23 protein-coding genes and 1 pseudogene are annotated in these 22,139 nt (G+C 68.4%); 22 read left to right on the top strand and 2 right to left on the bottom strand.

Annotated features, from left to right (window positions below; all coding sequences use genetic code 11):
* The first annotated feature begins 12 nt into the window (after positions 1-12).
* The 7 genes and pseudogenes from AU187_RS10190 (at position 13) to aroQ (ending at position 5,031) form a co-directional block, all read left to right on the top strand.
* Positions 13-390 carry a nuclear transport factor 2 family protein gene (locus tag AU187_RS10190; RefSeq protein WP_059099941.1) on the top strand — a complete coding sequence of 126 codons (378 nt, stop codon included), beginning with the start codon at positions 13-15 and terminating at the stop codon, positions 388-390.
* Positions 387-875, top strand: a complete 489-nt coding sequence (locus tag AU187_RS10185) for a DUF3237 domain-containing protein (protein WP_059099942.1) — start codon at positions 387-389, stop codon at positions 873-875. Before AU187_RS10190 ends, AU187_RS10185 begins: the two co-directional genes overlap by 4 nt.
* Before the next feature lie 91 nt (positions 876-966).
* Positions 967-1,569 (top strand): TetR/AcrR family transcriptional regulator, encoded by a 603-nt coding sequence (locus tag AU187_RS10180; protein WP_059100161.1) that lies wholly within the window; start codon positions 967-969, stop codon positions 1,567-1,569.
* 37 nt (positions 1,570-1,606) lie between these two features.
* The gene (aroC, locus tag AU187_RS10175) at positions 1,607-2,815 is read left to right on the top strand and encodes a chorismate synthase (RefSeq protein WP_059100162.1); all 1,209 of its coding nucleotides are present in this window, start codon (positions 1,607-1,609) and stop codon (positions 2,813-2,815) included.
* A pseudogene (locus AU187_RS10170) lies at positions 2,815-3,321 on the top strand (shikimate kinase); the annotation flags it as partial. The gene aroC and the pseudogene AU187_RS10170, both read left to right, overlap by 1 nt.
* A 133-nt stretch (positions 3,322-3,454) precedes the next feature.
* A complete protein-coding gene (aroB, locus tag AU187_RS10165) occupies positions 3,455-4,549 on the top strand; it encodes a 3-dehydroquinate synthase (protein ID WP_059099944.1) in 1,095 nt (364 codons plus the stop codon).
* Positions 4,546-5,031, top strand: a complete 486-nt coding sequence (gene aroQ / locus AU187_RS10160) for a type II 3-dehydroquinate dehydratase (RefSeq protein ID WP_059099945.1) — start codon at positions 4,546-4,548, stop codon at positions 5,029-5,031. The genes aroB and aroQ overlap by 4 nt, the downstream gene beginning before the upstream one ends.
* On the opposite strand, the gene AU187_RS10155 is transcribed toward aroQ, so the two are convergent.
* On the bottom strand, positions 4,980-5,525 hold the full coding sequence (locus tag AU187_RS10155) for a B-4DMT family transporter (RefSeq protein ID WP_059099946.1): 546 nt from the start codon (positions 5,523-5,525) through the stop codon (positions 4,980-4,982). The genes aroQ and AU187_RS10155 overlap by 52 nt on opposite strands.
* Before the next feature lie 33 nt (positions 5,526-5,558).
* Here AU187_RS10155 and AU187_RS10150 point away from each other — a divergent pair, with 33 nt between their 5' ends.
* Genes AU187_RS10150 through nusB form a run of 3 tightly spaced genes read left to right on the top strand, consistent with a single transcriptional unit; the run spans position 5,559 to position 7,749 of the window.
* Positions 5,559-6,662: a M24 family metallopeptidase gene (locus AU187_RS10150; protein WP_059099947.1), complete on the top strand. Its 1,104-nt coding sequence runs from the start codon at positions 5,559-5,561 to the stop codon at positions 6,660-6,662.
* A gap of 18 nt (positions 6,663-6,680) precedes the next feature.
* Complete coding sequence (gene efp, locus AU187_RS10145) at positions 6,681-7,244, top strand: elongation factor P (protein WP_059099948.1); 564 nt, start codon at positions 6,681-6,683, stop codon at positions 7,242-7,244.
* Complete coding sequence (gene nusB, locus AU187_RS10140) at positions 7,237-7,749, top strand: transcription antitermination factor NusB (RefSeq protein ID WP_059099949.1); 513 nt, start codon at positions 7,237-7,239, stop codon at positions 7,747-7,749. The genes efp and nusB overlap by 8 nt, the downstream gene beginning before the upstream one ends.
* On the opposite strand, the gene AU187_RS10135 is transcribed toward nusB, so the two are convergent.
* The gene (locus AU187_RS10135) at positions 7,746-8,948 is read right to left on the bottom strand and encodes a serine hydrolase domain-containing protein (protein ID WP_059100163.1); all 1,203 of its coding nucleotides are present in this window, start codon (positions 8,946-8,948) and stop codon (positions 7,746-7,748) included. The two genes, nusB and AU187_RS10135, sit on opposite strands and share 4 nt — an antisense overlap.
* A 145-nt stretch (positions 8,949-9,093) precedes the next feature.
* Here AU187_RS10135 and pyrR point away from each other — a divergent pair, with 145 nt between their 5' ends.
* The 12 genes from pyrR (at position 9,094) to metK (ending at position 22,114) form a co-directional block, all read left to right on the top strand.
* Entirely contained in the window at positions 9,094-9,681 is a 588-nt protein-coding gene (gene pyrR / locus AU187_RS10130; RefSeq protein ID WP_059099950.1) for a bifunctional pyr operon transcriptional regulator/uracil phosphoribosyltransferase PyrR, read from the top strand.
* Positions 9,678-10,628, top strand: a complete 951-nt coding sequence (locus AU187_RS10125; protein WP_059099951.1) for an aspartate carbamoyltransferase catalytic subunit — start codon at positions 9,678-9,680, stop codon at positions 10,626-10,628. Before pyrR ends, AU187_RS10125 begins: the two co-directional genes overlap by 4 nt.
* Positions 10,625-11,920 carry a dihydroorotase gene (locus tag AU187_RS10120; RefSeq protein ID WP_059099952.1) on the top strand — a complete coding sequence of 432 codons (1,296 nt, stop codon included), beginning with the start codon at positions 10,625-10,627 and terminating at the stop codon, positions 11,918-11,920. Before AU187_RS10125 ends, AU187_RS10120 begins: the two co-directional genes overlap by 4 nt.
* A complete protein-coding gene (locus tag AU187_RS10115; RefSeq protein ID WP_059100164.1) occupies positions 11,917-12,420 on the top strand; it encodes a PH-like domain-containing protein in 504 nt (167 codons plus the stop codon). Before AU187_RS10120 ends, AU187_RS10115 begins: the two co-directional genes overlap by 4 nt.
* On the top strand, positions 12,417-13,544 hold the full coding sequence (gene carA, locus AU187_RS10110; protein ID WP_059099953.1) for a glutamine-hydrolyzing carbamoyl-phosphate synthase small subunit: 1,128 nt from the start codon (positions 12,417-12,419) through the stop codon (positions 13,542-13,544). The genes AU187_RS10115 and carA overlap by 4 nt, the downstream gene beginning before the upstream one ends.
* Before the next feature lie 88 nt (positions 13,545-13,632).
* Positions 13,633-16,980 (top strand): carbamoyl-phosphate synthase large subunit, encoded by a 3,348-nt coding sequence (carB, locus tag AU187_RS10105; RefSeq protein ID WP_059099954.1) that lies wholly within the window; start codon positions 13,633-13,635, stop codon positions 16,978-16,980.
* A complete protein-coding gene (pyrF, locus tag AU187_RS10100) occupies positions 16,977-17,795 on the top strand; it encodes an orotidine-5'-phosphate decarboxylase (protein ID WP_059099955.1) in 819 nt (272 codons plus the stop codon). The genes carB and pyrF overlap by 4 nt, the downstream gene beginning before the upstream one ends.
* A 440-nt stretch (positions 17,796-18,235) precedes the next feature.
* On the top strand, positions 18,236-18,553 hold the full coding sequence (gene mihF, locus AU187_RS10095; RefSeq protein ID WP_003889986.1) for an integration host factor, actinobacterial type: 318 nt from the start codon (positions 18,236-18,238) through the stop codon (positions 18,551-18,553).
* A 9-nt stretch (positions 18,554-18,562) separates the two neighbouring features.
* On the top strand, positions 18,563-19,138 hold the full coding sequence (gene gmk / locus AU187_RS10090; protein ID WP_059099956.1) for a guanylate kinase: 576 nt from the start codon (positions 18,563-18,565) through the stop codon (positions 19,136-19,138).
* A gap of 60 nt (positions 19,139-19,198) precedes the next feature.
* Positions 19,199-19,516 (top strand): DNA-directed RNA polymerase subunit omega, encoded by a 318-nt coding sequence (gene rpoZ / locus AU187_RS10085; RefSeq protein ID WP_059099957.1) that lies wholly within the window; start codon positions 19,199-19,201, stop codon positions 19,514-19,516.
* Positions 19,517-19,546: 30 nt separating this feature from the next.
* Positions 19,547-20,794 carry a bifunctional phosphopantothenoylcysteine decarboxylase/phosphopantothenate--cysteine ligase CoaBC gene (gene coaBC / locus AU187_RS10080; protein WP_059099958.1) on the top strand — a complete coding sequence of 416 codons (1,248 nt, stop codon included), beginning with the start codon at positions 19,547-19,549 and terminating at the stop codon, positions 20,792-20,794.
* Positions 20,795-20,905: 111 nt separating this feature from the next.
* Positions 20,906-22,114 (top strand): methionine adenosyltransferase, encoded by a 1,209-nt coding sequence (metK, locus tag AU187_RS10075; RefSeq protein ID WP_059100165.1) that lies wholly within the window; start codon positions 20,906-20,908, stop codon positions 22,112-22,114.
* The last annotated feature ends 25 nt before the right edge of the window (positions 22,115-22,139 follow it).

Here is a 22,139-nt window from a genome sequence, read left to right as displayed (position 1 = left end):
CATACTGCGAGTATGCAAACTGATTTGAAGGCCCTTTCGGAGCGGTATTTCGCCGCGTGGGCGAAACGCGACCCGGACGCGATCGCTGGGTTGCATACCGAGGACACCCGGTTCTGGACACATGTGGGCGCGGAGCCGGTCGTCGGGCGTGACAATGCGCGCGAGGCGTTCGCCGGGTTCTTCGAGCAGTTCCCGGACTTCACCTTCGAGACCTATCGGGTGCTCTACGGCGATGCCCACTGGATACTCGATTGGGCGTTGATCTCCGGCGGTGTGCGCTTCGACTGCCTCGATGTGGTGGTTGTCTCGCGCGAGGGGCTCGTCGCACGCAAGGACTCGTTCATCGACTCGGCGCAGATGATGGCCTCGATGAAAGGGGCCGGCGCGTGACGGCGGCCGCGGTCGACCAGCTACCGCTCGTCGACGCCTTGCCCGTCGAGCACCTGTTCGACATGCACGTCGATCTCCAGCCGGCGCAACCCATCTCGACACCTACCGGTGCCCGGATGACGTTCATCGCGGACGGTGGAACCATCGATGGGCCACGGCTGCGGGGTGAAGTGCTGCCCGGCGGCGGGGACTGGCTTCTCGTCGGTGACGACGGGTCCGGTCGGGTCGATGTCCGCGTCACACTGCGCACGCACGACGGTGTGCTCATCCACTTCGAGAGCGCAGGGATCATCAAGGTCCCCGCGGACGGACTCGAGCGGTTGGCACGCGGTGAGGTCCTTCCTTTCGACGAGACCTACGTGCGAACGACGCCCAGGTTCGCCACCGCCGACGAGCGCTATGCATGGCTCAGCGAGGTCGTCGCGCTGGGCTACAACGTTCTTTCGCCGAACCACGTCGACTATCGCGTCTACGGAGTGTTGTGAACGACGAAAGGCTTGCCCAGCAGTCGAATCGGGTTGTCGACCGCTGGCCACGCACGCAGCCCGCGGACCTGTGACCGGATATCGTTCGGCGGTGGCGACGAAGGGCGCAAGGCGGACACAGGCCGAGCGCACCGAGGCGACCACCTCGGCGCTGGTGGTCGCGGCGCGTCAGCTGTTCGCCGAGCGCGGTTACGAGGCCACCTCGCTGGATGTGGTCGCTGCACGGGCGAATGTGACCAAGGGCGCCGTCTACCACCACTTCGAGGGCAAGCGCCGACTGTTCGAGGCGGTGTTCACCGGCGAAATCGAGCGGATGGCGGGGCCGCTGGTCGACGCATATCGGCGCAGGAAGGACCCGTGGGACGCGTTCGGGTCCGCGTGCCGGGCATTCCTCGACGAATGCCTCGAACCGGGGCTGCAGCGGATCGTGCTGCTCGACGCGTTCACCGCGCTGGGCTGGGAGGAGGTGCGTCGCCTCGAGGCGCCGCTGCTCGAGATGATGGAAGTGGCCATCGTGCGCGCTGTCGAAGCCGGTCGGATCGCCAGGCGGCCACCAGGACCGCTGGCACATTTCTTGTTCGGCGCGCTCTGCGAGATGGCGATGATCGTCGCCCGCGCGCAGGACCAGAAGGCCGCGCATCGGCACACCGCAGCCGAACTCGGCCGCATCCTCGATGGCCTGGTGATCGGCTGATTCGGGGCCGGGCGGCCGACGTGGGAAGATGGGACGCGTGTTGCGATGGACCACTGCTGGTGAATCCCACGGCCGCGCCCTGGTGGCCGTCGTCGAAGGCATGGTCGCGGGCGTGCACGTCACCTCGGACGACATCGCCGGGCAGCTGGCCCGCCGTCGCCTCGGGTACGGCCGCGGCGCCCGGATGAAGTTCGAGCAGGACCTGGTTACGATGCTGGCCGGGGTCCGGCACGGCGTCACGCTCGGTGGCCCGATCGCGATCGAGATCGGCAACACCGAGTGGCCGAAGTGGGAAACCGTGATGGCACCGGACCCCGTGGACCCCGCCGAGCTCGACGTCGCGCGCAATGCGCCCCTGACCCGGCCGCGGCCCGGGCACGCCGACTACGCGGGCATGCTCAAGTACGGCTTCGACGACGCCCGTCCGGTGCTCGAGCGCGCCAGCGCTCGCGAGACCGCGGCCCGCGTGGCCGCCGGCACGATCGCCCGCGCGTTCCTCAAAGAGGCGCTCGGCGTCGAGGTGCTGTCCCACGTCATCTCGATCGGGGCGTCAGACCCGTACGACGGCCCGCCGCCACAGGCCGCCGACCTGGCCGCGATCGACGCGAGCCCCGTCCGCGCCTACGACAAGGACGCGGAAAAGTCCATGATCGACGAGATCGAGGCCGCCAAGAAGGACGGCGACACGCTCGGCGGCGTCGTCGAGGTCGTCGCCAACGGCCTTCCGGTGGGGCTGGGGTCGTTCACCAGCGGCGACAACCGGCTCGACAGCCAACTCGCCGCCGCGGTGATGGGCATCCAGGCGATCAAGGGTGTCGAGATCGGCGACGGGTTCCAGACCGCGCGCCGACGCGGCAGCGTCGCCCACGACGAGATGTATCCGGGCCCCGACGGGGTGATGCGCTCGACGAACCGGGCGGGCGGTCTGGAAGGCGGGATGACCAACGGCCAGCCGCTGCGGGTGCGCGCGGCGATGAAGCCGATCTCCACCGTGCCGCGGGCCCTGGCGACGGTGGACATGGACACCGGCGACGAGGCCGTCGCGATCCATCAGCGCTCCGACGTCTGTGCGGTGCCCGCCGCCGGCGTGGTCGTCGAGACCATGGTGGCGCTGGTGCTCGCACGGGCGGCGCTGCAGAAGTTCGGCGGCGATTCGCTGACCGAGACGCGGGCCAACATCGACAACTACTTGCGAGCGGTGCGCGACCGTGAGCCGGCGACGCGACCGGTGCAGGCCTCGGGCTGATGGCGCCGCGCGCGGTACTGGTCGGCTTGCCCGGGTCGGGCAAGTCGACGATCGGGCGGCGGTTGGCCAAGGCGCTCGGACTCTCGCTGCTCGACACCGATGCCGCGATCGAGGAGACCACGGGCCGCACGATCGCCGACATCTTCGCCACCGACGGCGAGCAGGAGTTCCGCCGGATCGAGGAAGAGGTCGTCCGATCGGCGCTGCAGACCCATGACGGCGTGCTGTCGTTGGGCGGGGGAGCGGTCACCACGGCGGGTGTGCGCGAGGCGCTGGCCGGTCATACCGTGATCTACCTGGAGATCAGCGCCGCGGAGGGCGTGCGCCGGACCGGAGGCAGCACGGTGCGTCCGCTGCTAGCGGGCGCCGACCGCGACGAGAAGTTCAAAGCGCTGATGTCGCAACGGGTTCCGCTATACCGGAAGGTGGCGACGATCCGGGTCAACACCAACCGGCGCAACCCCGGTGCGGTGGTGCGCTACATCGTCACCCGGCTGGAGAACCCCGGCGCACCCAACCCGCAGCGGCGCAAGCGTCGCCCACCCTGGCGCCGCGGACCGTCGGCGCTCACCGCCGAGCCCAGCACCGAGGCGCCGCCGTCACCGGCGGCGGTCGCCGCCCGAAACATGAAGGCGAACCGTGACTGAACACACCGACCCGGTCACCGTAGACGTACTCGTCGACCCGCCGTACCCCGTCATCATCGGCGCCGGGCTGCTCGGCGAATTGCAACGTGCCCTCGAGGGCAGGCACAAGGTCGCGATCCTGCACCAGCCCGTGCTCGCGCAGACGGCCGAGCTCATCCGCAAGACGTTGGCCGACACCGGCATCGACGCACACCGCATCGAGATTCCGGACGCCGAGAAAGGCAAGGACCTGCCGGTCGTCGGATTCATCTGGGAAGTGCTGGGCCGCATCGGGATCGGCCGCAGGGATGCGATCGTCAGCCTCGGCGGCGGAGCGGCCACCGACGTCGCAGGTTTCGCGGCCGCCACCTGGCTGCGCGGGATCGACATCGTCCACGTGCCGACCACGCTGCTCGCAATGGTGGACGCCGCCGTCGGTGGCAAGACCGGCATCAACACCGACGCGGGCAAGAACCTGGTCGGCGCTTTCCACCAACCCGCCGCCGTGCTCGTCGACCTCGCCACGTTGGAGACGCTGCCCCGCAACGAACTCGTCGCGGGCATGGCCGAGATCGTCAAGGCCGGTTTCATCGCCGACCCGGCCATCCTGGACCTGATCGAAACCGATCCCGAAGCCGCGCTGGATCCCACCGGAACCGTGCTGCCCGAGCTGATCCGGCGCGCGATCGCGGTCAAGGCCGAGGTGGTCGCCGCCGACGAGAAGGAATCGCAACTGCGCGAGATCCTCAACTACGGCCACACCCTGGCGCATGCGATCGAACGCCGCGAGCGCTACCAGTGGCGCCACGGCGCCGCCGTGTCGGTGGGGCTGGTGTTCGCCGCCGAACTCGGCCGGCTCGCGGGCCGCCTCGACGACGAAACCGCCGACCGGCACCGGGCGGTGCTCACCTCGCTGGGCCTGCCGGTCAGTTACGACGCCGACGCGTTCCCCGAGTTGCTGGAGACCATGGCGGGGGACAAGAAGACCCGCGCGGGCGTGCTGCGGTTCGTCGTACTCGACGGCCTCGGCAAGCCGGGACGTCTGGAGGGCCCAGATCCGTCACTTCTTGCGGCGGCATACGCAGAAATAGGAGCGGTGGCGTCATGACCGGAACGGTGCTGATCCTCAACGGCCCCAACCTCGGTCGGCTGGGCCGCCGCGAACCCGACGTGTACGGCAGCGCCACGCACGATGAACTGGTCGCGCTCATCGAGCGTGAGGCCGAGGAGATGGGACTGAAAGCCGTTGTGCGGCAGAGCGACAGCGAGGCCGACCTGCTCGGCTGGATCCACGCCGCCGCCGATGCGGGCGATCCGGTGATCCTCAATGCCGGCGCACTGACGCACACGTCGGTGGCGCTGCGCGACGCGTGCACCGAACTGCGCGCGCCGCTGATCGAGGTGCACATCTCGAATGTGCACGCCCGCGAGGAATTCCGGCACCACTCGTACCTGAGTGCGGTGGCCACCGGCGTGATCGTCGGCCTCGGCGTGCAGGGCTACGTACTCGCCCTGCGGTACTTGGCCAGCCTCGGCGGCTACACCCGGTCGTCGCGTGGTGTTGTCTCGGAGGACCCGCCCGCGTCCTGACGGCCGACGGCCGCGAACACGTCGGTATCGGCGCGGTCGTCATCGTGGGCGTGGTGCAGATGCGGTGTCTGGTCGGCCTTGCGGTCGACGAGGTAGCGGCCGAGCGCCACACCTGCGATCGCCATCAAGAACACCACCAGCGCGGTGAACGCCGCGAACGTGGTGACCTCGTTGAGGAGCGCCTCGACATAGAGGCTCTTGTAGAAGATCCCGATGAACCACGCCACCGCGCCGCTGACGATCCCGGCGAACAGGCCCGACAGCAGCCAGACCATCGCCAGGTCGCCGCGGCGGTCCGGGTCCGGGTTGGCGCGGGCGTCGGCCCGGCCGTCGATCACACCCCAAACGAACGCGGCGATCGCGAACAGCGCCACCAGCACGACGCTGATCAGCCCTGCCCTGGTTTCCCACGCGTTGATCAGCGTTCCCTGCAGCAATCGCACGATCACCATCAGGGTCGCGAACACCAGTCCGCGCAGCAACCACTTACTCATGGGGCCTCACCTTAGCGAGTAGCGTCATCGACCGTGACTATTTCACAGCGCCGGGACCGGTTGCGCGAGCGCCTCGCCAACGCCGGGCTCGACGCGATGCTGGTTTCGGACCTGGTCAACGTGCGATATCTGTGCGGGTTCACCGGCTCCAACGCCGCCCTGCTCATCCGGGTGGACGGGAAAGACACGGAAACGCCGGTGCTGGCCACCGACGGCCGCTACCGCACGCAGGCGGCCCAGCAGGCGCCCGACGCCGAGATCGTCATCGAGCGGGCCTGCGGACCGCACCTGGCGCGCCGGGCCGCCGCGGATGGGGTGCGTCGGCTCGGCTTCGAGAGTCACGTGGTGACCGTCGACGCGTTCGCCGCGTTGACCGCTGCCGCCGGAGAGCAGACCGAGCTGGTGCGCGCGGCTGGAACGGTCGAGGCGCTTCGCGAAGTCAAGGACGCGGGCGAGGTTGCGCTGCTGCGGCTGGCTTGCGAGGCCGCCGACGCGGCGTTGCGGGACCTCGTCGACGGCGGCGGACTGCGGGCGGGCCGCACGGAGAAGGAGGTCGGCCGCGAGCTCGAGTCGCTGATGCTCGAGCACGGCGCCGACGGGGCGTCGTTCGAGACGATCGTGGCGGCCGGGCCCAACTCGGCGATCCCGCATCACCGGCCCACCGACGCGGTGCTGGGCGCAGGCGACTTCGTCAAGATCGATTTCGGCGCGCTGGTCAGCGGCTACCACTCGGATATGACCCGGACCTTTGTGCTCGCACCGGCCGCGCAGTGGCAGCACGACCTCTACGAACTGGTCGCCACCGCGCAACGCGCCGGTCGGGAGGCGCTGGCGCCCGGGGTGTCGCTCAAGGAGGTCGACGCAGCGTCGCGTCGCGTCATCGCCGAGGCCGGCTATGCCGACAACTTCGGACATGGGCTCGGGCATGGGGTGGGTCTGCAGATCCACGAAGCGCCGGGGATCAACGCGGCGGCCGCCGGTACACTGCTTGCTGGCTCTGCGGTGACCGTGGAACCCGGTGTCTATCTGCCCGACCGTGGCGGCGTCCGCATCGAGGACACGCTCGTCGTGGCGGGCTCCCAAGACGACACCTCCGACTTGCTTACCCGGTTCCCGAAGGAACTGGCCATCCTCTGAACAGGAGAACAACCGACCGTGGCAACGACCGCCGACTTCAAGAATGGCCTCGTCCTGGTGATCGACGGGCAACTCTGGCAGATCATCGAATTCCAGCACGTCAAACCCGGCAAGGGGCCGGCCTTCGTGCGCACCAAGCTCAAGAACGTGGTCTCCGGTAAGACCGTCGACAAGACCTACAACGCGGGGGTGAAGGTCGAAACCGCGACGGTCGACCGGCGCGACGCGACCTATCTCTACCGCGACGGCTCCGACTTCGTGTTCATGGACTCCCAGGACTACGAGCAGCATCCGCTGCCCGAGTCGCTGGTCGGCCGCGCCGCCGATTTCCTCCTCGAGAGCATGCCGGTGCAGATCGCCTTTCACGACGGTTCGCCGCTGTACCTCGAGTTGCCCGTCACCGTCGAACTCGAGGTCACGCACACCGAGCCGGGGCTGCAAGGCGATCGTTCCAGTGCCGGCACCAAGCCCGCCACGGTGGAGACCGGCGCCGAGATCCAGGTACCGCTGTTCATCAACACCGGCGACCGGCTCAAGGTCGACTCGCGTGACGGCAGCTATCTGGGTCGGGTGAATGCCTGACCGTCGAGGAGACTCCGGCCGGACTGGTCGGCCCGCCGACCGGGGCCGCCATCAGGCCCGCAAGCGCGCCGTCGACCTGCTCTTCGAGGCCGAGGCCCGCGGGCTCACCTCGGCGGAGGTGGCAGAGGCACGCAATGCCTTGGCGGAGAACGAGTCCGACGTGGCGCCACTGAACCCGTACACCGTGACGGTGGCTCGGGGGGTCACCGAGCATTCCGCGCACATCGACGATCTGATCGCCGCGCACCTTCAAGGCTGGACTCTGGAGCGGTTGCCTGCCGTCGATCGCGCGATTCTGCGGGTGGCGGTGTGGGAACTGCTGCACGCCGACGATGTGCCCGAGCCGGTCGCCGTCGACGAAGCGGTCGAACTGGCCAAACAGTTGTCGACCGATGACTCACCGGGTTTCGTCAACGGCGTACTGGGCCAGGTGATGCTCGTGACGCCGCAGATCCGGGCCGCCGCGCAGGCGGTGCGCGGGGCCGGCGACGGGGGCACGCTTTAGATGTCGAGCGCCTGGTAGGTCCGGCGGACGAACTTCGGCTGAGCGCTCTGAAGTTTGGCCAGCGACGTGTTGCCGGCGATCGCGGCCGCGTCGACGCTGACCTCGGGAAGGTTCTGGACCAGATAGATCAGGATCAGGTCCGCCGACGGATCGGCCTGCCACCACGTGCCGTAGGCGCCCGGCCAGCTGAACGTGCCCAGCCCGCCCGGCCCGAACAGCTGACGTGACTTCGCGGGATCGGTGACCACCGACAGGTTCAGCCCGAAGCCGCGACCCACCCAGAACGGCGCCCCGAGAAAGTTCTGGTGCTTCTGCTCGTCGGTGAGCCGGTCGGTGCGCATCACCCGCACCGACTCCTCCGAGAGCACGCGAACGCCGTCCAGCGCGCCGCCGGCCAACAGCATGCGCGCGAAGCGCAAGTAGTCGTCGACCGTCGACCACAGACCCGCGCCGCCGGTACAGAACGGCGGATCGGTGATCGGCGCAGGGCCCATCACGTCATGCTGCAGCGCGTTGTTGTGGTCGAGCTTGTACATCGTCGCGGCGCGGCGCCGTCCCTCCGTGCCCACCGAGAATCCGGTGTCCGTCATCCGCAGCGGCTCGAAGATCCGCTCGCGCAGTACGTCTGCCAGCGGTTTGCCCTCGATCCGCGACAACGCGATACCCAACACGTCGGTGGCGTGGCTGTAGGTGAGCCGCTCGCCGGGCTGATGCACCAGCGGAAGCTGTGCCAGTTCGGCCAGCCAGCGGTCCTGGTCCTGGCGGAACGACATCCTGCCGTAGGCCCGGCTCAACGGGCCGAGTACCGAGAACGGATACGCCAGGCCGCTGCGGTGGGTCATGAGATCGTCGACCGTGATGGGCCGGCGGGCCGGGGTCGTCTTGTCGAGCTCACCCCGCGGATCGAGCAGCACCCGCATGTCGCCGAGTTCGGGCAGCCACCGGTCGACGGGATCGGTGAGGGCGAGCCTGCCCTCGTCGACGAGGCTCATCGCCGCCGCAACGGTGACCGGTTTGGTCATCGAGGCGATGCGGAAGATGGTGTCGCGCTGCATCAGCAGCCGGGCGTCGACGTCGCGATGGCCCAACTCGTTGACCTGACGTATCTCACCTGCGTGCCACACCAGGGTCACGGCGCCGGCGAGGAGTCCGGCGTCGATCGCCTCGCGGATGGACGCTTGGTTGCCGTCGAGTTTCATCGCGGCCAAGCCTACTGACGTGGCGGGCGGATTCAGCGCGGTCGTGGCGCCGTTCAGACTCCCGCGCACCGGGTGCTAAGCTCGCCGCAGTTTCGACGTCCTTTAAGGAGCCGTCCAGAGAGGCGGAGAAGGAGGTCAGAGTCGCTTGGGCGCGCATTCCGAGTCCTCAGGCACCGACCGGGAGTTGATGTCCGCAGCGGACGTCGGTCGGACCATCTCCCGCATCGCCCATCAAATCATCGAGAAGACCGCATTGGATGACCCTGCCGGTCCTCCGAATGTGATCCTGCTCGGCATCCCCACCCGGGGCGTCACCCTGGCCACTCGGCTGGCCGAGAAGATCAAGGAGTTCTCCGGGGTGGCGGTGCCGCACGGCGCCCTGGACAACACGCTCTACCGCGACGATCTCGACTTCAAGCCACCCCGCGCGCTGGAGGAGACCTCGATTCCCGAAGGCGGCATCGACCAGGCCCTGGTAATCCTCGTCGACGACGTGCTCTACACCGGCCGCTCGGTTCGTTCGGCGCTGGATGCGCTGCGCGACATCGGCAGGCCGAAGGCCGTGCAGCTGGCCGTGCTGGTCGACCGCGGCCACCGGGAGCTGCCGCTGCGCGCCGACTACGTGGGCAAGAACGTGCCCACGTCCCGCACTGAGAACGTCAAGGTCCGGCTGGCCGAAGATGACGGCCATGACGGCGTGTCCATCGCGCCTCACGGAGGTCCGATCCGGTGAAACATCTGCTCTCGGCCGCTGATCTGTCGCGCGACGACGCGTTGGCGATCCTCGACAACGCCGACCGCTTCAGCCAGGCGCTGCTCGGCCGCGAAGTCAAGAAACTGCCGACCCTTCGCGGGCGCACCATCATCACGATGTTCTACGAGAACTCCACCCGCACCCGGGTCTCGTTCGAGGTCGCGGGCAAGTGGATGAGCGCGGACGTGATCAACGTCAGCGCGTCGGGATCGTCGGTGTCCAAAGGGGAGTCGTTGCGCGACACCGCGCTGACCCTGCGCGCCGCCGGCGCCGACGCACTGATCCTGCGGCACCCCGCCTCGGGAGCGCCGCAGCAACTCGCCGAGTGGACGGCCACTGAGGACGGGCACGGCCCGGCGGTCATCAACGCCGGTGACGGCACGCACGAGCACCCCACCCAGGCGCTGCTCGACGCGCTCACCATCCGCCAGCGGCTCGGCGACATCGACGGCAAGCGGGTGGTGATCGTCGGCGACGTCCTGCACAGCCGGGTGGCACGCTCCAACGTGCTGCTGCTGCACACCCTCGGCGCCGAAGTGGTCCTGGTCGCGCCGCCGACGCTGCTGCCGATCGGGGTGGACGGCTGGCCGGTCACGGTGTCGCACAACCTCGACGCCGAACTGCCGATCGCCGATGCGGTACTGATGCTGCGGGTGCAGGCCGAGCGGATGAACGGCGGCTTCTTCCCGTCGGCCAGGGAGTACTCGGTGCTCTACGGGCTGTCCGAAAAGCGGCAGGCGTTGCTCCCCGCCACTGCGGTGGTGCTGCACCCGGGCCCGATGGTCCGCGGTATGGAGATCGCGTTCTCCGTCGCCGACTCGTCGCAATCAGCGGTGCTGCAACAGGTTTCCAACGGCGTGCACATCCGGATGGCGGTGCTGTTCCACTTGCTCGTCGGCGCCGAGGAGGAGGCGATCAGCGCATGAGCAGCGTGCTGATAAGGGGAGTGCGGCTCTACGGCGACGGTGACCGCGTCGACGTGCTGGTGTCCGACGGACAGATCGCCGATGTCGGCGCTGAGCTTCCGATCCCCGACGATGCCGATGTCGTCGACGCGACCGGTCAGATCATGCTCCCGGGCTTCGTCGACCTGCACACCCACCTGCGCGAGCCCGGCAGGGAGTACGCCGAGGACATCGAAACAGGCTCGGCCGCAGCGGCTTTGGGCGGGTACACGGCGGTGTTCGCGATGGCCAACACCAACCCGGTCGCCGACAGCCCGGTCGTCACCGACCACGTCTGGCAGCGCGGACAGCAGGTCGGCCTGGTCGACGTGCACCCCGTCGGCGCCGTCACCGTCGGGTTGGCAGGCACCCAACTCACCGAGATGGGCCTGATGTCCGCCGGAGCCGCACAGGTGCGGATGTTCTCCGACGACGGCATCTGCGTGCATGACCCGTTGATCATGCGCCGGGCGCTCGAATACGCGACCGGGCTCGGGGTGCTGATCGCCCAGCATGCCGAGGAGCCGCGGCTCACGGTCGGCGCGGTCGCCCACGAAGGCCCCAACGCGGCCCGGCTCGGCCTGGCCGGATGGCCGCGCGCCGCCGAGGAGTCGATCGTCGCGCGCGACGCGCTGCTGGCACGCGACGCCGGCGCGCGGGTGCACATCTGCCACGCCTCCACCGCGGGCACCGTCGAGATCGTGCGATGGGCCAAGGCGCAGGGCATCTCGATCTCCGCGGAGGTGACCCCGCACCACCTGCTGCTCGATGACGAACGCCTGGCCACCTACGACGGGCGCTACCGGGTGAACCCGCCGCTGCGCGAGGCATCCGACGCCGAGGCGCTGCGACAAGCGTTGGCCGAGGGGATCATCGACTGTGTGGCCACCGATCACGCCCCGCACGCCGAACACGAGAAGTGCTGCGAGTTCTCCGTCGCCCGCCCCGGCATGCTCGGACTGCAGACCGCCCTGTCGGTGGTGGTCGAGACGATGGTGCGGCCGGGGCTGCTGAGCTGGCGGGACGTCGCGCGGGTGATGAGCGAGAAGCCCGCCGAGATCGTCGGGCTACCCGATCAGGGCAGGCCGCTGGAGATCGGCGAGCCGGCCAACCTGACCGTCGTCGATCCGGATGCGACCTGGACGGTCGAGGGTTCCGCGCTGGCCAGTAGGTCGGACAACACGCCGTTCGAGGCGCTCGAGCTGCCCGCGGCGGTGACCTTGACGATGCTGCGCGGCAAGGTGACTGCGCGCGACGGGAAGTGCCCGGCATGAACACGGGCACCCTGGTCGGGTCGCTGATCCTGGCGGCGATTCTGGTGGTTCTCATCGCCGTGCTGATTCAGGCGATGATGCGCGGATGGCGCCGTCGCGCCGAACGCCAGGCCGAGCTCGTCGGCACGTTGCCCGCCCTGCCGGACACCGTCGGGCCGGCGATCGTGCCCCCGACAAAGGGCTTGTATGTCGGCAGCACGCTGGCTCCGCACTGGAACGACCGTATTGCGGTCGGCGATCTGGGCTTCCGCGCCAAGGCCGTGCTGACCCGCTATCCCGAAGGAATCATGTTGCAGCGCAGCGGCGCAGTGCCGATCTGGATCCCCGACGCGTCGATCACCGCGATCCGCACCGAGCGAGGACACGCCGGGAAGGCGATGACGCACGAGGGCATCCTCGCGATCCGGTGGCGATTGCCGTCGGGCACCGAGATCGACACCGGGTTCCGCGCCAATGACCGTCGGGAGTACTCGAACTGGGTGGAGAAGGAGGCAGCGTGACCGGAACCGACAGGGCGCTGCTGGTGCTGGAGGACGGCCGGGTGTTCACCGGCACGACGTTCGGCGCGGTCGGGCAGACGCTCGGCGAGGCGGTGTTCTCCACCGGAATGTCCGGTTACCAGGAGACGCTCACCGACCCGAGCTATCACGGGCAGATCGTGATCGCGACCGCACCGCAGATCGGCAACACCGGCTGGAATCACGAGGATGCCGAGAGTCGCGGCGACAAGATCTGGGTGGCCGGCTATGCGGTGCGCGATCCGTCGCCCCGCGCGTCGAACTGGCGCGCCAGCGGCACGCTGGAGGAGGAACTCGAACGCCAGGGCATCGTCGGGATCGCCGGTATCGACACCCGGGCAGTGGTGCGCCACCTGCGCAGCCGGGGCTCGATGAAGGCGGGCGTGTTCTCCGGTCCGGCGCTGGCCGACCCGGACGAACTGCTGGAGCGGGTGCGCCAACAGCCGGCGATGCTCGGCGCGAACCTGGCCGGCGAGGTCAGCACCGACGCCACATATGTGGTGGAACCCGAAGGGCCGCAACGGCTCACCGTGGCCGCGATCGACCTCGGGATCAAGACGAACACGCCCCGCAATTTCGCGCTGCGCGGCATCCGCAGCCACGTGCTGCCTGCGTCGGCGACGTACGAGCAGATCGCCGACCTGAAACCCGACGGGGTGTTCCTGTCCAACGGGCCCGGCGATCCCGCGACCGCCGATCACATCGTGGCGGTTACCCAGGAAGTGCTCGGCGCGGGAATACCGCTGTTCGGCATCTGTTTCGGCAACCAGATACTCGGGCGCGCGCTCGGGCGCTCGACGTACAAGATGGTGTTCGGCCACCGGGGGATCAACGTGCCGGTGATCGATCACCAGACCGGCAGCGTCGCGATCACCGCACAGAACCACGGGTTTGCGTTGGAAGGCGAGGCGGGGGAGCGTTTCGACACGCCGTTCGGTGAGGCCGTCGTCAGCCATACCTGCGCCAACGACGGCGTGGTCGAAGGCATCAAACTCGTGAATGGGCGCGCATTTTCGGTGCAGTACCACCCCGAGGCCGCGGCCGGCCCCCACGACGCGAACTATCTCTTCGACCAGTTCGTCGACCTGATGGCAGGGGAGAAGTGAGGTTCTCCTCGGTGAGCGACCACTTTTGTACGCAAAGTCGCGGCGTGTCGTGTGCAGACACGGTCGCTCGCGGGAGAGGGGAGGGCTGATGCCGCGGCGCACTGATCTCAACCATGTCCTGGTGATCGGCTCGGGGCCCATCGTGATCGGCCAGGCCGCCGAGTTCGACTACTCCGGCACTCAAGCGTGCCGTGTGCTGCGCGCCGAGGGGCTTCAGGTCAGCCTGATCAACTCCAACCCGGCGACCATCATGACCGACCCGGAATACGCCGACCATACCTACGTCGAGCCGATCACACCCGCGTTCGTCGAACGGGTCATCGCCCAACAGGCCGAGCGCGGCAACAAGATCGACGGCGTGCTGGCGACGCTGGGCGGCCAGACCGCACTGAACACCGCGGTCGCGCTGTCGGAGAACGGTGTGCTGGAGAAGTATGACGTCGAGTTGATCGGCGCGGACTTCGAGGCCATCCAGCGCGGTGAGGATCGGCAGCGGTTCAAGGACATCGTCGCCAAGGTCGGTGGCGAATCAGCCCGCTCCCGTGTCTGTTTCACGATGGACGAGGTCCGCGAAACCGTCGAGGACCTCGGCCTGCCGGTGGTAGTGCGCCCCTCCTTCACCATGGGCGGACTGGGTTCGGGCATGGCGTACTCCGCCGAGGACGTCGATCGGATGGCCGGCGACGGGCTCGCGGCGTCGCCGAGCGCGAACGTGCTCATCGAGGAGTCGATCTTCGGCTGGAAGGAGTACGAACTCGAGTTGATGCGCGACGGCCGCGACAACGTGGTCGTGGTGTGCTCGATCGAGAACTTCGACCCGATGGGCGTGCACACCGGTGACTCCGTCACCGTCGCACCGGCGATGACGCTCACCGACCGCGAGTACCAGACGATGCGCGACCTGGGCATCGCGATCCTGCGCGAGGTCGGCGTCGACACCGGCGGCTGCAACATCCAGTTCGCCGTCAACCCGGTCGACGGGCGCCTGATCGTGATCGAGATGAATCCGCGGGTGTCACGCTCGAGCGCGTTGGCGTCCAAGGCAACCGGGTTCCCGATCGCCAAGATCGCGGCCAAGCTGGCCATCGGCTACACGCTCGACGAGATCGTCAACGACATCACCAAGGAGACGCCGGCCTGTTTCGAGCCGACGCTGGACTACGTCGTCGTCAAGGCGCCCCGCTTCGCGTTCGAGAAGTTCCCCGGGGCCGACGGCACGCTGACCACCACGATGAAGTCGGTCGGCGAGGCGATGTCGTTGGGCCGCAACTTCATCGAAGCGCTGGGCAAGGTGATGCGCTCGCTGGAGGCAGGCCGCGCCGGGTTCTGGACCAAACCCGATCCCGATGAAGACACCATCACGGTCGACGAGTTGTTGGCCAGGCTCGCAACACCGTCCGACGGCCGTCTGTACGACCTGGAACTGGCGCTGCGCAAGGGCGCCACGGTCGAAGAAGTGGCGCGGGCCTCCGGGGTCGATCCCTGGTTCGTCGAGCAGATCGCCGGACTGGTCACGCTGCGCGCCGAGATCGTCGACGCGCCGGTGATGGACGCCGGTCTGCTGCGTCGCGCCAAGTACCACGGGCTGTCGGACCGCCAGATCGCCGCGCTGCGACCCGAACTCGCCGGCGAGGTGGGCGTGCGGGCGCTGCGCCAGCGCCTCGGCATCCATCCGGTGTACAAGACCGTCGACACCTGCGCGGCCGAGTTCGAGGCCAAGACGCCGTATCACTACAGCAGCTACGAGTTGGATCCGGCCGCCGAAACCGAGGTGGCGCCGCAGACCGAGAAGCCCAAGGTGCTCATCCTCGGCTCGGGCCCGAACCGGATCGGGCAGGGCATCGAATTCGACTACAGCTGCGTGCACGCCGCGACGACGCTGAGCCAGGCGGGGTTCGAGACCGTGATGGTCAACTGCAACCCCGAGACGGTGTCCACCGACTACGACACCGCCGACCGACTGTACTTCGAGCCGCTCACCTTCGAGGACGTACTCGAGGTGTACTACGCCGAACAAGCCTCTGGCGCAGGCGGACCCGGCGTCGTCGGGGTGATCGTCCAACTCGGCGGCCAGACGCCGCTCGGGCTGGCCGAACGGCTGGAGAAGGCCGGAGTGCCGATCGTCGGCACCAGTCCCAAGGCGATCGACCTGGCGGAGGACCGCGGCGCATTCGGCGAGGTGCTGACCAACGCGGGACTCCCCGCGCCGAAGTTCGGCATGGCCACCAGCATCGACCAGGCGCGGCGCATCGCCGCCGACATCGGCTATCCCGTACTGGTGCGGCCGTCGTACGTGTTGGGGGGGCGCGGCATGGAGATCGTCTACGACGACGAGACGCTGGACGGCTACATCACCCGCGCGACCGAGCTGTCGCCCGAGCACCCGGTACTGGTCGACCGCTTCCTCGAGGACGCCATCGAGATCGACGTCGACGCGCTGTGCGACGGCACCGAAGTCTACATCGGCGGCGTGATGGAGCACATCGAGGAGGCCGGTATCCACTCTGGCGACTCGGCGTGCGCTCTCCCTCCGGTGACGTTGGGGCGCAGCGACATCGACGCGGTGCGGCGCGCCACCGAGGCGATCGCCCATGGCATCGGCGTCGTCGGCCTGCTCAACGTGCAGTACGCGCTCAAGGACGACGTGCTCTACGTGCTGGAGGCCAATCCGCGCGCCAGTCGCACCGTGCCATTCGTCTCGAAAGCCACCGCGGTGCCCCTGGCCAAGGCGTGCGCTCGAATCATGCTGGGGGCGACCATCGCCCAGCTGCGTGAAGAGGGCGTACTGGCCCCCACCGGCGACGGTGCGACGACCGCCCGCAACGCGCCGGTGGCCGTCAAGGAGGCGGTGTTGCCGTTCAACCGGTTCCGCAAACACGATGGCTCGCAGATCGACTCGCTGCTGGGACCGGAGATGAAGTCGACGGGCGAGGTGATGGGCATCGACCACGACTTCGGTAGCGCGTTCGCCAAGAGCCAGACCGCCGCCTACGGATCGCTGCCCGCACAGGGCACGGTTTTCGTGTCGGTGGCCAACCGCGACAAGCGTTCGCTGGTCTTCCCCGTCAAGCGGCTCGCCGACCTCGGCTTCCGTGTGCTGGCCACCGAGGGCACCGCAGAGATGCTGCGGCGCAACGGAATTCCGTGTGAAGAGGTGCGCAAGCACTTCCAGGAACCGAGCGAGGGCAGACCCGCGGCCTCGGCCGTCGACCTCATCAAGAGCGGGGAGGTCGATATGGTGATCAACACCCCGTACGGCAACTCCGGTCCCCGCGTCGACGGATACGAGATCCGATCCGCGGCGGTGGCCCACAGCATTCCGTGCGTGACGACCGTGCAGGGCGCGTCCGCGGCGGTGCAGGGCATCGAGGCAGGGATCCGCGGCGACATCGGCGTGATGTCGCTGCAGGAACTGCACAGCGTCCTGGGCCAGTGACCGGTTTCGGGCCGCGGTTGGCCGACGCGGTGGCCCGCCGCGGGCCGCTGTGCCTGGGAATCGATCCCCATCCGGAGTTGATGCGCGCGTGGGAATTGTCCGCGGACGCCGACGGTTTGCGCCGGTTCTGTGACGCGTGCGTGGCGGCTTTCGCCGGCTTTGCGATCGTCAAACCGCAGGTCGCGTTCTTCGAGGCGCACGGTGCCGCCGGCTTCGCGGTGCTCGAACACACCATCGCCGCGCTGCGCGACGCTGGAGTGCTGGTGCTCGCCGACGCCAAACGAGGGGACATCGGGTCCACGATGGCCGCCTACGCCGCCGCATGGGCCGGCGATTCGCCGTTGGCGGCCGACGCCGTGACCGCATCGCCGTATCTGGGCTTCGGGAGCCTGCAGCCGATGATCGACACCGCTGTGGCCAACGGCCGCGGGCTGTTCGTGCTCGCGGCCACCTCGAACCCCGAAGGCGCGGCCGTACAACGCGCCGACGCCGGCGGCCGGACCGTCGCGCAGTCGATCGTGGACGCCGCCGCGGAGGTCAACCGGGCGGTGTCCCAAGACCCCGGCCCGATCGGCGTGGTCGTCGGGGCCACCCTGGCCGACCCGCCCGACGTCAGCGCGCTCGGCGGACCTGTCCTCGTCCCCGGGGTCGGAGCGCAGGGCGGACGTCCGGAGGCGCTCGGCGGCCTCGGCGGGGCCAAGCCCGGCCAGTTGCTTCCTGCCGTCTCCCGAGAGGTGCTCCGTGCCGGTCCGGGCGTCGTCGCGCTGCGGTCCGCCGCGGAGGCGATGCGCGACGCGGTCGCCTACCTCGCCTGAGCCTTACCGGGCGCGACCACCACATATGCAACTTCAGTAACATCTGCAACACCGGCCACAGAGCACCGTTGATTCGCCTCTTCGCGACACGCCCAAACCGCATGACCAGCGAGAATTTTCTTTTTTGGCCCTCCGACGGTCCGCCGTTGTGGCGCAGGTCACGTGCCGAGTGGGCGAAATCGCCGGTTCTGGGACGCGAATTGCCTTGAATTGCAGGAGATTCCGGCGGCCGGAAGCGGGATATCGGCGCTCCCGGCGTCGTAACGCGCGTCCCGTGTGGTGCGCGCGACCGCCCTACACGCTGGGCTTTTGACGCCGTAACCAGGGGGTGGCGTTCGCTTTCGTCAGCCCGCGTGGGTACGGTCGTCGTCGCTGGCTGTTCTGGATTTTCCCTATCAGCCGAGGCATTAACAATCGATGGCGATGAGACGGAGGAACCCGTGGCCCTTCCCCAGTTGACCGACGAACAGCGCGCGGCCGCGTTGGAGAAGGCTGCCGCCGCACGTCGAGCCCGAGCCGAGTTGAAGGATCGGCTCAAGCGCGGCGGCACCAACCTCAAGCAGGTGCTCAAGGACGCCGAGACCGATGAGGTCTTGGGCAAGATGAAGGTTTCCGCGCTGCTGGAGGCGTTGCCGAAGGTGGGCAAGGTCAAGGCGCAGGAAATCATGACCGAACTCGAGATCGCGCCGACCCGCCGGTTGCGCGGCCTCGGCGATCGTCAGCGCAAGGCGCTGCTGGAAAAGTTCGACCAGTCCTAGGCGCAGAAGTTGAGCGCCGGCCGAGGGGCCGGCCGGGTAGTTGTGCTGTCCGGCCCCTCAGCCGTCGGGAAGTCGACCGTCGTCCGCTGTCTGCGCGAACGCATTCCCGACCTGCACTTCAGCGTGTCCGTGACCACCAGGGCCCCACGCCCCGGTGAGGTCGACGGCGTCGACTACACCTTTGTCACAGCTGACCGATTTCGTGAGCTGATCGCCGAGGGCGCCCTGCTCGAATGGGCGCAGATCCACGGCGGACTGCACCTCTCTGGCACTCCCGCCCAGCCCATCCGGGAGGCCATTGCCGCCGGGCGGCCCGTTCTGATCGAGGTGGACCTCGCCGGGGCGCGGGCGGTCAAGAAGGCCATGCCCGAAGTGCTCACCGTGTTCCTCGCCCCGCCCAGCTGGGAAGAACTCGAGAGTCGGCTGACCGGGCGCGGCACCGAGTCCCCAGAGGCGATGGAACGCCGCCTGGCGACCGCGCGGGCCGAGCTGGCCGCCCAGAACGACTTCGACACGGTCGTCGTGAACAGCCAATTGGAGTCTGCCTGCGCCGAATTGGTATCCTTGCTGGTGAACCGGACTTAGTTAAGGCGCACGACACGCGCGGACCGGCCCAAAGCATCTGAACTTCAGGAGATTTTCTACGTGAGCACCCCGCACGCCGACGCGCAGCTGGCCGCAGTGGACGACATCGACACGTCCGGCGCCGGCGCCTACGACACGCCGCTGGGCATCACCAATCCGCCCATCGACGAGTTGCTGGACCGCGCGTCGAGCAAGTATGCGCTGGTGATCTATGCCGCCAAGCGCGCACGCCAGATCAACGACTACTACAACCAGCTCGGCGACGGCATCCTCGAATACGTCGGCCCGCTGGTCGAGCCCGGGCTGCAGGAGAAGCCGCTGTCGATCGCGCTGCGCGAGATCCACGCGGACCTGCTCGAGCACACCGAAGGCGAGTAGCAGCACAGCGAGTCGTAGGGGAGCCGCCGCATGGAGCCCAAGCGGATCATCGTCGGCGTCGCCGGTGGTATCGCCGCCTACAAGGCAGCGACCGTGGTCAGGCAGCTCACCGAAGCCGGCCACAGTGTCCGCGTCGTCCCCACCGAGTCAGCCCTGCGGTTCATCGGCGCCGCCACCTTCGAAGCCCTCTCCGGTAACCCGGTCCACACCGGCGTCTGGGATGACGTCCATGAGGTGCCGCACGTCCGCTTCGGCCAGGAAGCCGACCTCGTCGTCGTCGCACCCGCCACTGCCGATCTGCTGGCACGCGCTGTGGCGGGACGGGCGGACGACCTGCTGACCGCCACGCTGCTGACCGCCCGATGTCCGGTGCTGTTCGCGCCGGCGATGCACACCGAGATGTGGTTTCACCCCGCGACCGTCGAGAACGTCGCCACGCTGCGGCGCCGCGGCGCCATCGTGCTCGAACCGGCGTCCGGCCGGCTGACCGGTTCCGACAGCGGCGCCGGCCGGCTGCCCGAAGCCGAGGAGATCACCACGCTGGCCCAACTCCTGCTGACCCGGCCGGATGCGCTGCCGTACGACCTGGCCGGCGTCAAGGTGCTGGTTTCGGCGGGCGGCACGCGTGAGCCGATCGATCCGGTGCGGTTCATCGGCAACCGCAGTTCGGGCAAGCAGGGATACGCCATGGCGCGCGTGATGGCCCAACGGGGCGCCGAGGTCACGCTGATCGCGGGCAACACCGCCGGCTTGATCGACCCGGCAGGCGTCGACGTCGTCCACATCGGGTCGGCGGCCCAGTTGAAGGACGCGGTGTCCAAACACGCACCGGACGCCCACGTGCTGGTGATGGCGGCCGCGGTCGCCGATTTCCGGCCGACGCAGATGCAGACCAGCAAGATCAAGAAATCGGCCGACTCGAACGCGGCGGCCCCGGTCATCGAGTTGACCCGCACCGAGGACGTGCTGGCGGGCGCCGTGCGGGCGCGCGCCGAGGGCCAGCTACCCAACATGCGCGCGATCGTGGGATTCGCTGCGGAGACCGGTGATGCGAACGGTGACGTGCTTCACCACGCCCGCGCGAAGTTGCGGCGCAAGGGGTGCGATTTGCTCGTCGTCAATGCCGTGGGCGAGAATCGAGCGTTCGAAGTGGACAACAACGACGGCTGGCTGCTGGCGGCCGACGGCACGGAGTCCGCGCTGGAACATGGTTCGAAAACTCTGATGTCCAGCCGTATCGTGGACGCGATCGTGGCGTTCCTGCAGGGCGGCGGGTAGCTGGAATCACGCATCTGGCTGCGTGTAAGGCTTGCACGCAACCGGCGCACACGCTTATGTGCAACAGGGCACAGATATAATTCGATGAACTAAGTTTTGGAGGATCACACCGTGAGTGAAGCTCGGCTGTTCACCAGTGAGTCGGTAACCGAGGGGCACCCCGACAAGATCTGCGACGCCATCAGCGATTCGGTGCTCGACGCGTTGCTCGCGGGCGATCCCAAGTCGCGCGTTGCGGTGGAGACGCTGGTCACCACCGGGCAGGTGCACGTCGTCGGCGAGGTGACGACGGCAGCCAAGGAGGCGTTCGCCGATATCACAAACACCGTGCGGGCGCGCATCCTCTCGATCGGCTACGACTCGTCGGAGAAGGGTTTTGACGGCGAGACCTGCGGCGTCAACATCGGCATCGGTAAGCAGTCACCCGACATCGCGATGGGCGTCGACACCGCCCACGAGACCCGGGTCGAAGGTGCGGGCGACCCGCTGGACCTGCAGGGCGCCGGCGACCAGGGCCTGATGTTCGGCTATGCCATCAAGGACACCCCGGAGCTGATGCCGCTGCCGATCGCAATCGCACACCGGCTGTCGCGCCGGCTGACCGAGGTGCGCAAGAACGGCGTGCTCGGCTACCTGCGGCCCGACGGTAAGACCCAGGTCACCGTGCAGTACGACGGCACCACCCCGGTGCGCCTGGACACCGTGGTGCTCTCGACGCAGCACGCCGCGGGTATCGACCTGGAGGCGACGCTGACGCCGGACATCCGCGAGAAGGTCGTCAACACGGTGCTGGCCGACCTGAACCACGACACGATGGACACCTCCGACTTCCGGCTGCTGGTCAACCCGACCGGCAAATTCGTGCTCGGCGGCCCGATGGGCGACGCCGGCCTGACGGGTCGAAAGATCATCGTCGACACCTACGGCGGCTGGGCCCGCCACGGCGGTGGCGCGTTCTCGGGCAAGGATCCGTCCAAGGTGGACCGGTCCGCGGCGTACGCGATGCGCTGGGTGGCCAAGAACGTGGTCGCAGCCGGACTGGCCGAACGCGTCGAGGTGCAGGTCGCTTATGCGATCGGCAAGGCGGCCCCGGTCGGGCTGTTCGTCGAGACCTTCGGCAGCGAGACCGTCGACCCGGCCCGCATCGAGAAGGCCATCACGTCGGTGTTCGACCTGCGGCCCGGCGCGATCGTTCGCGACCTGGACCTGCTGCGCCCGATCTACGCGCAGACCGCCGCCTACGGCCACTTCGGCCGCACCGACGTCGACCTGCCGTGGGAACAGCTCAACAAGGTCGAGGAGCTGAAGGCCGCCGTCTGAGTTCCTCTGGCGTTTTGTGGAGCCG

The organism is Mycobacterium sp. IS-1556, from assembly GCF_001499985.1.
Lineage (GTDB): Bacteria > Actinomycetota > Actinomycetes > Mycobacteriales > Mycobacteriaceae > Mycobacterium.
This window is presented reverse-complemented; position numbering and strand designations above follow the sequence as displayed.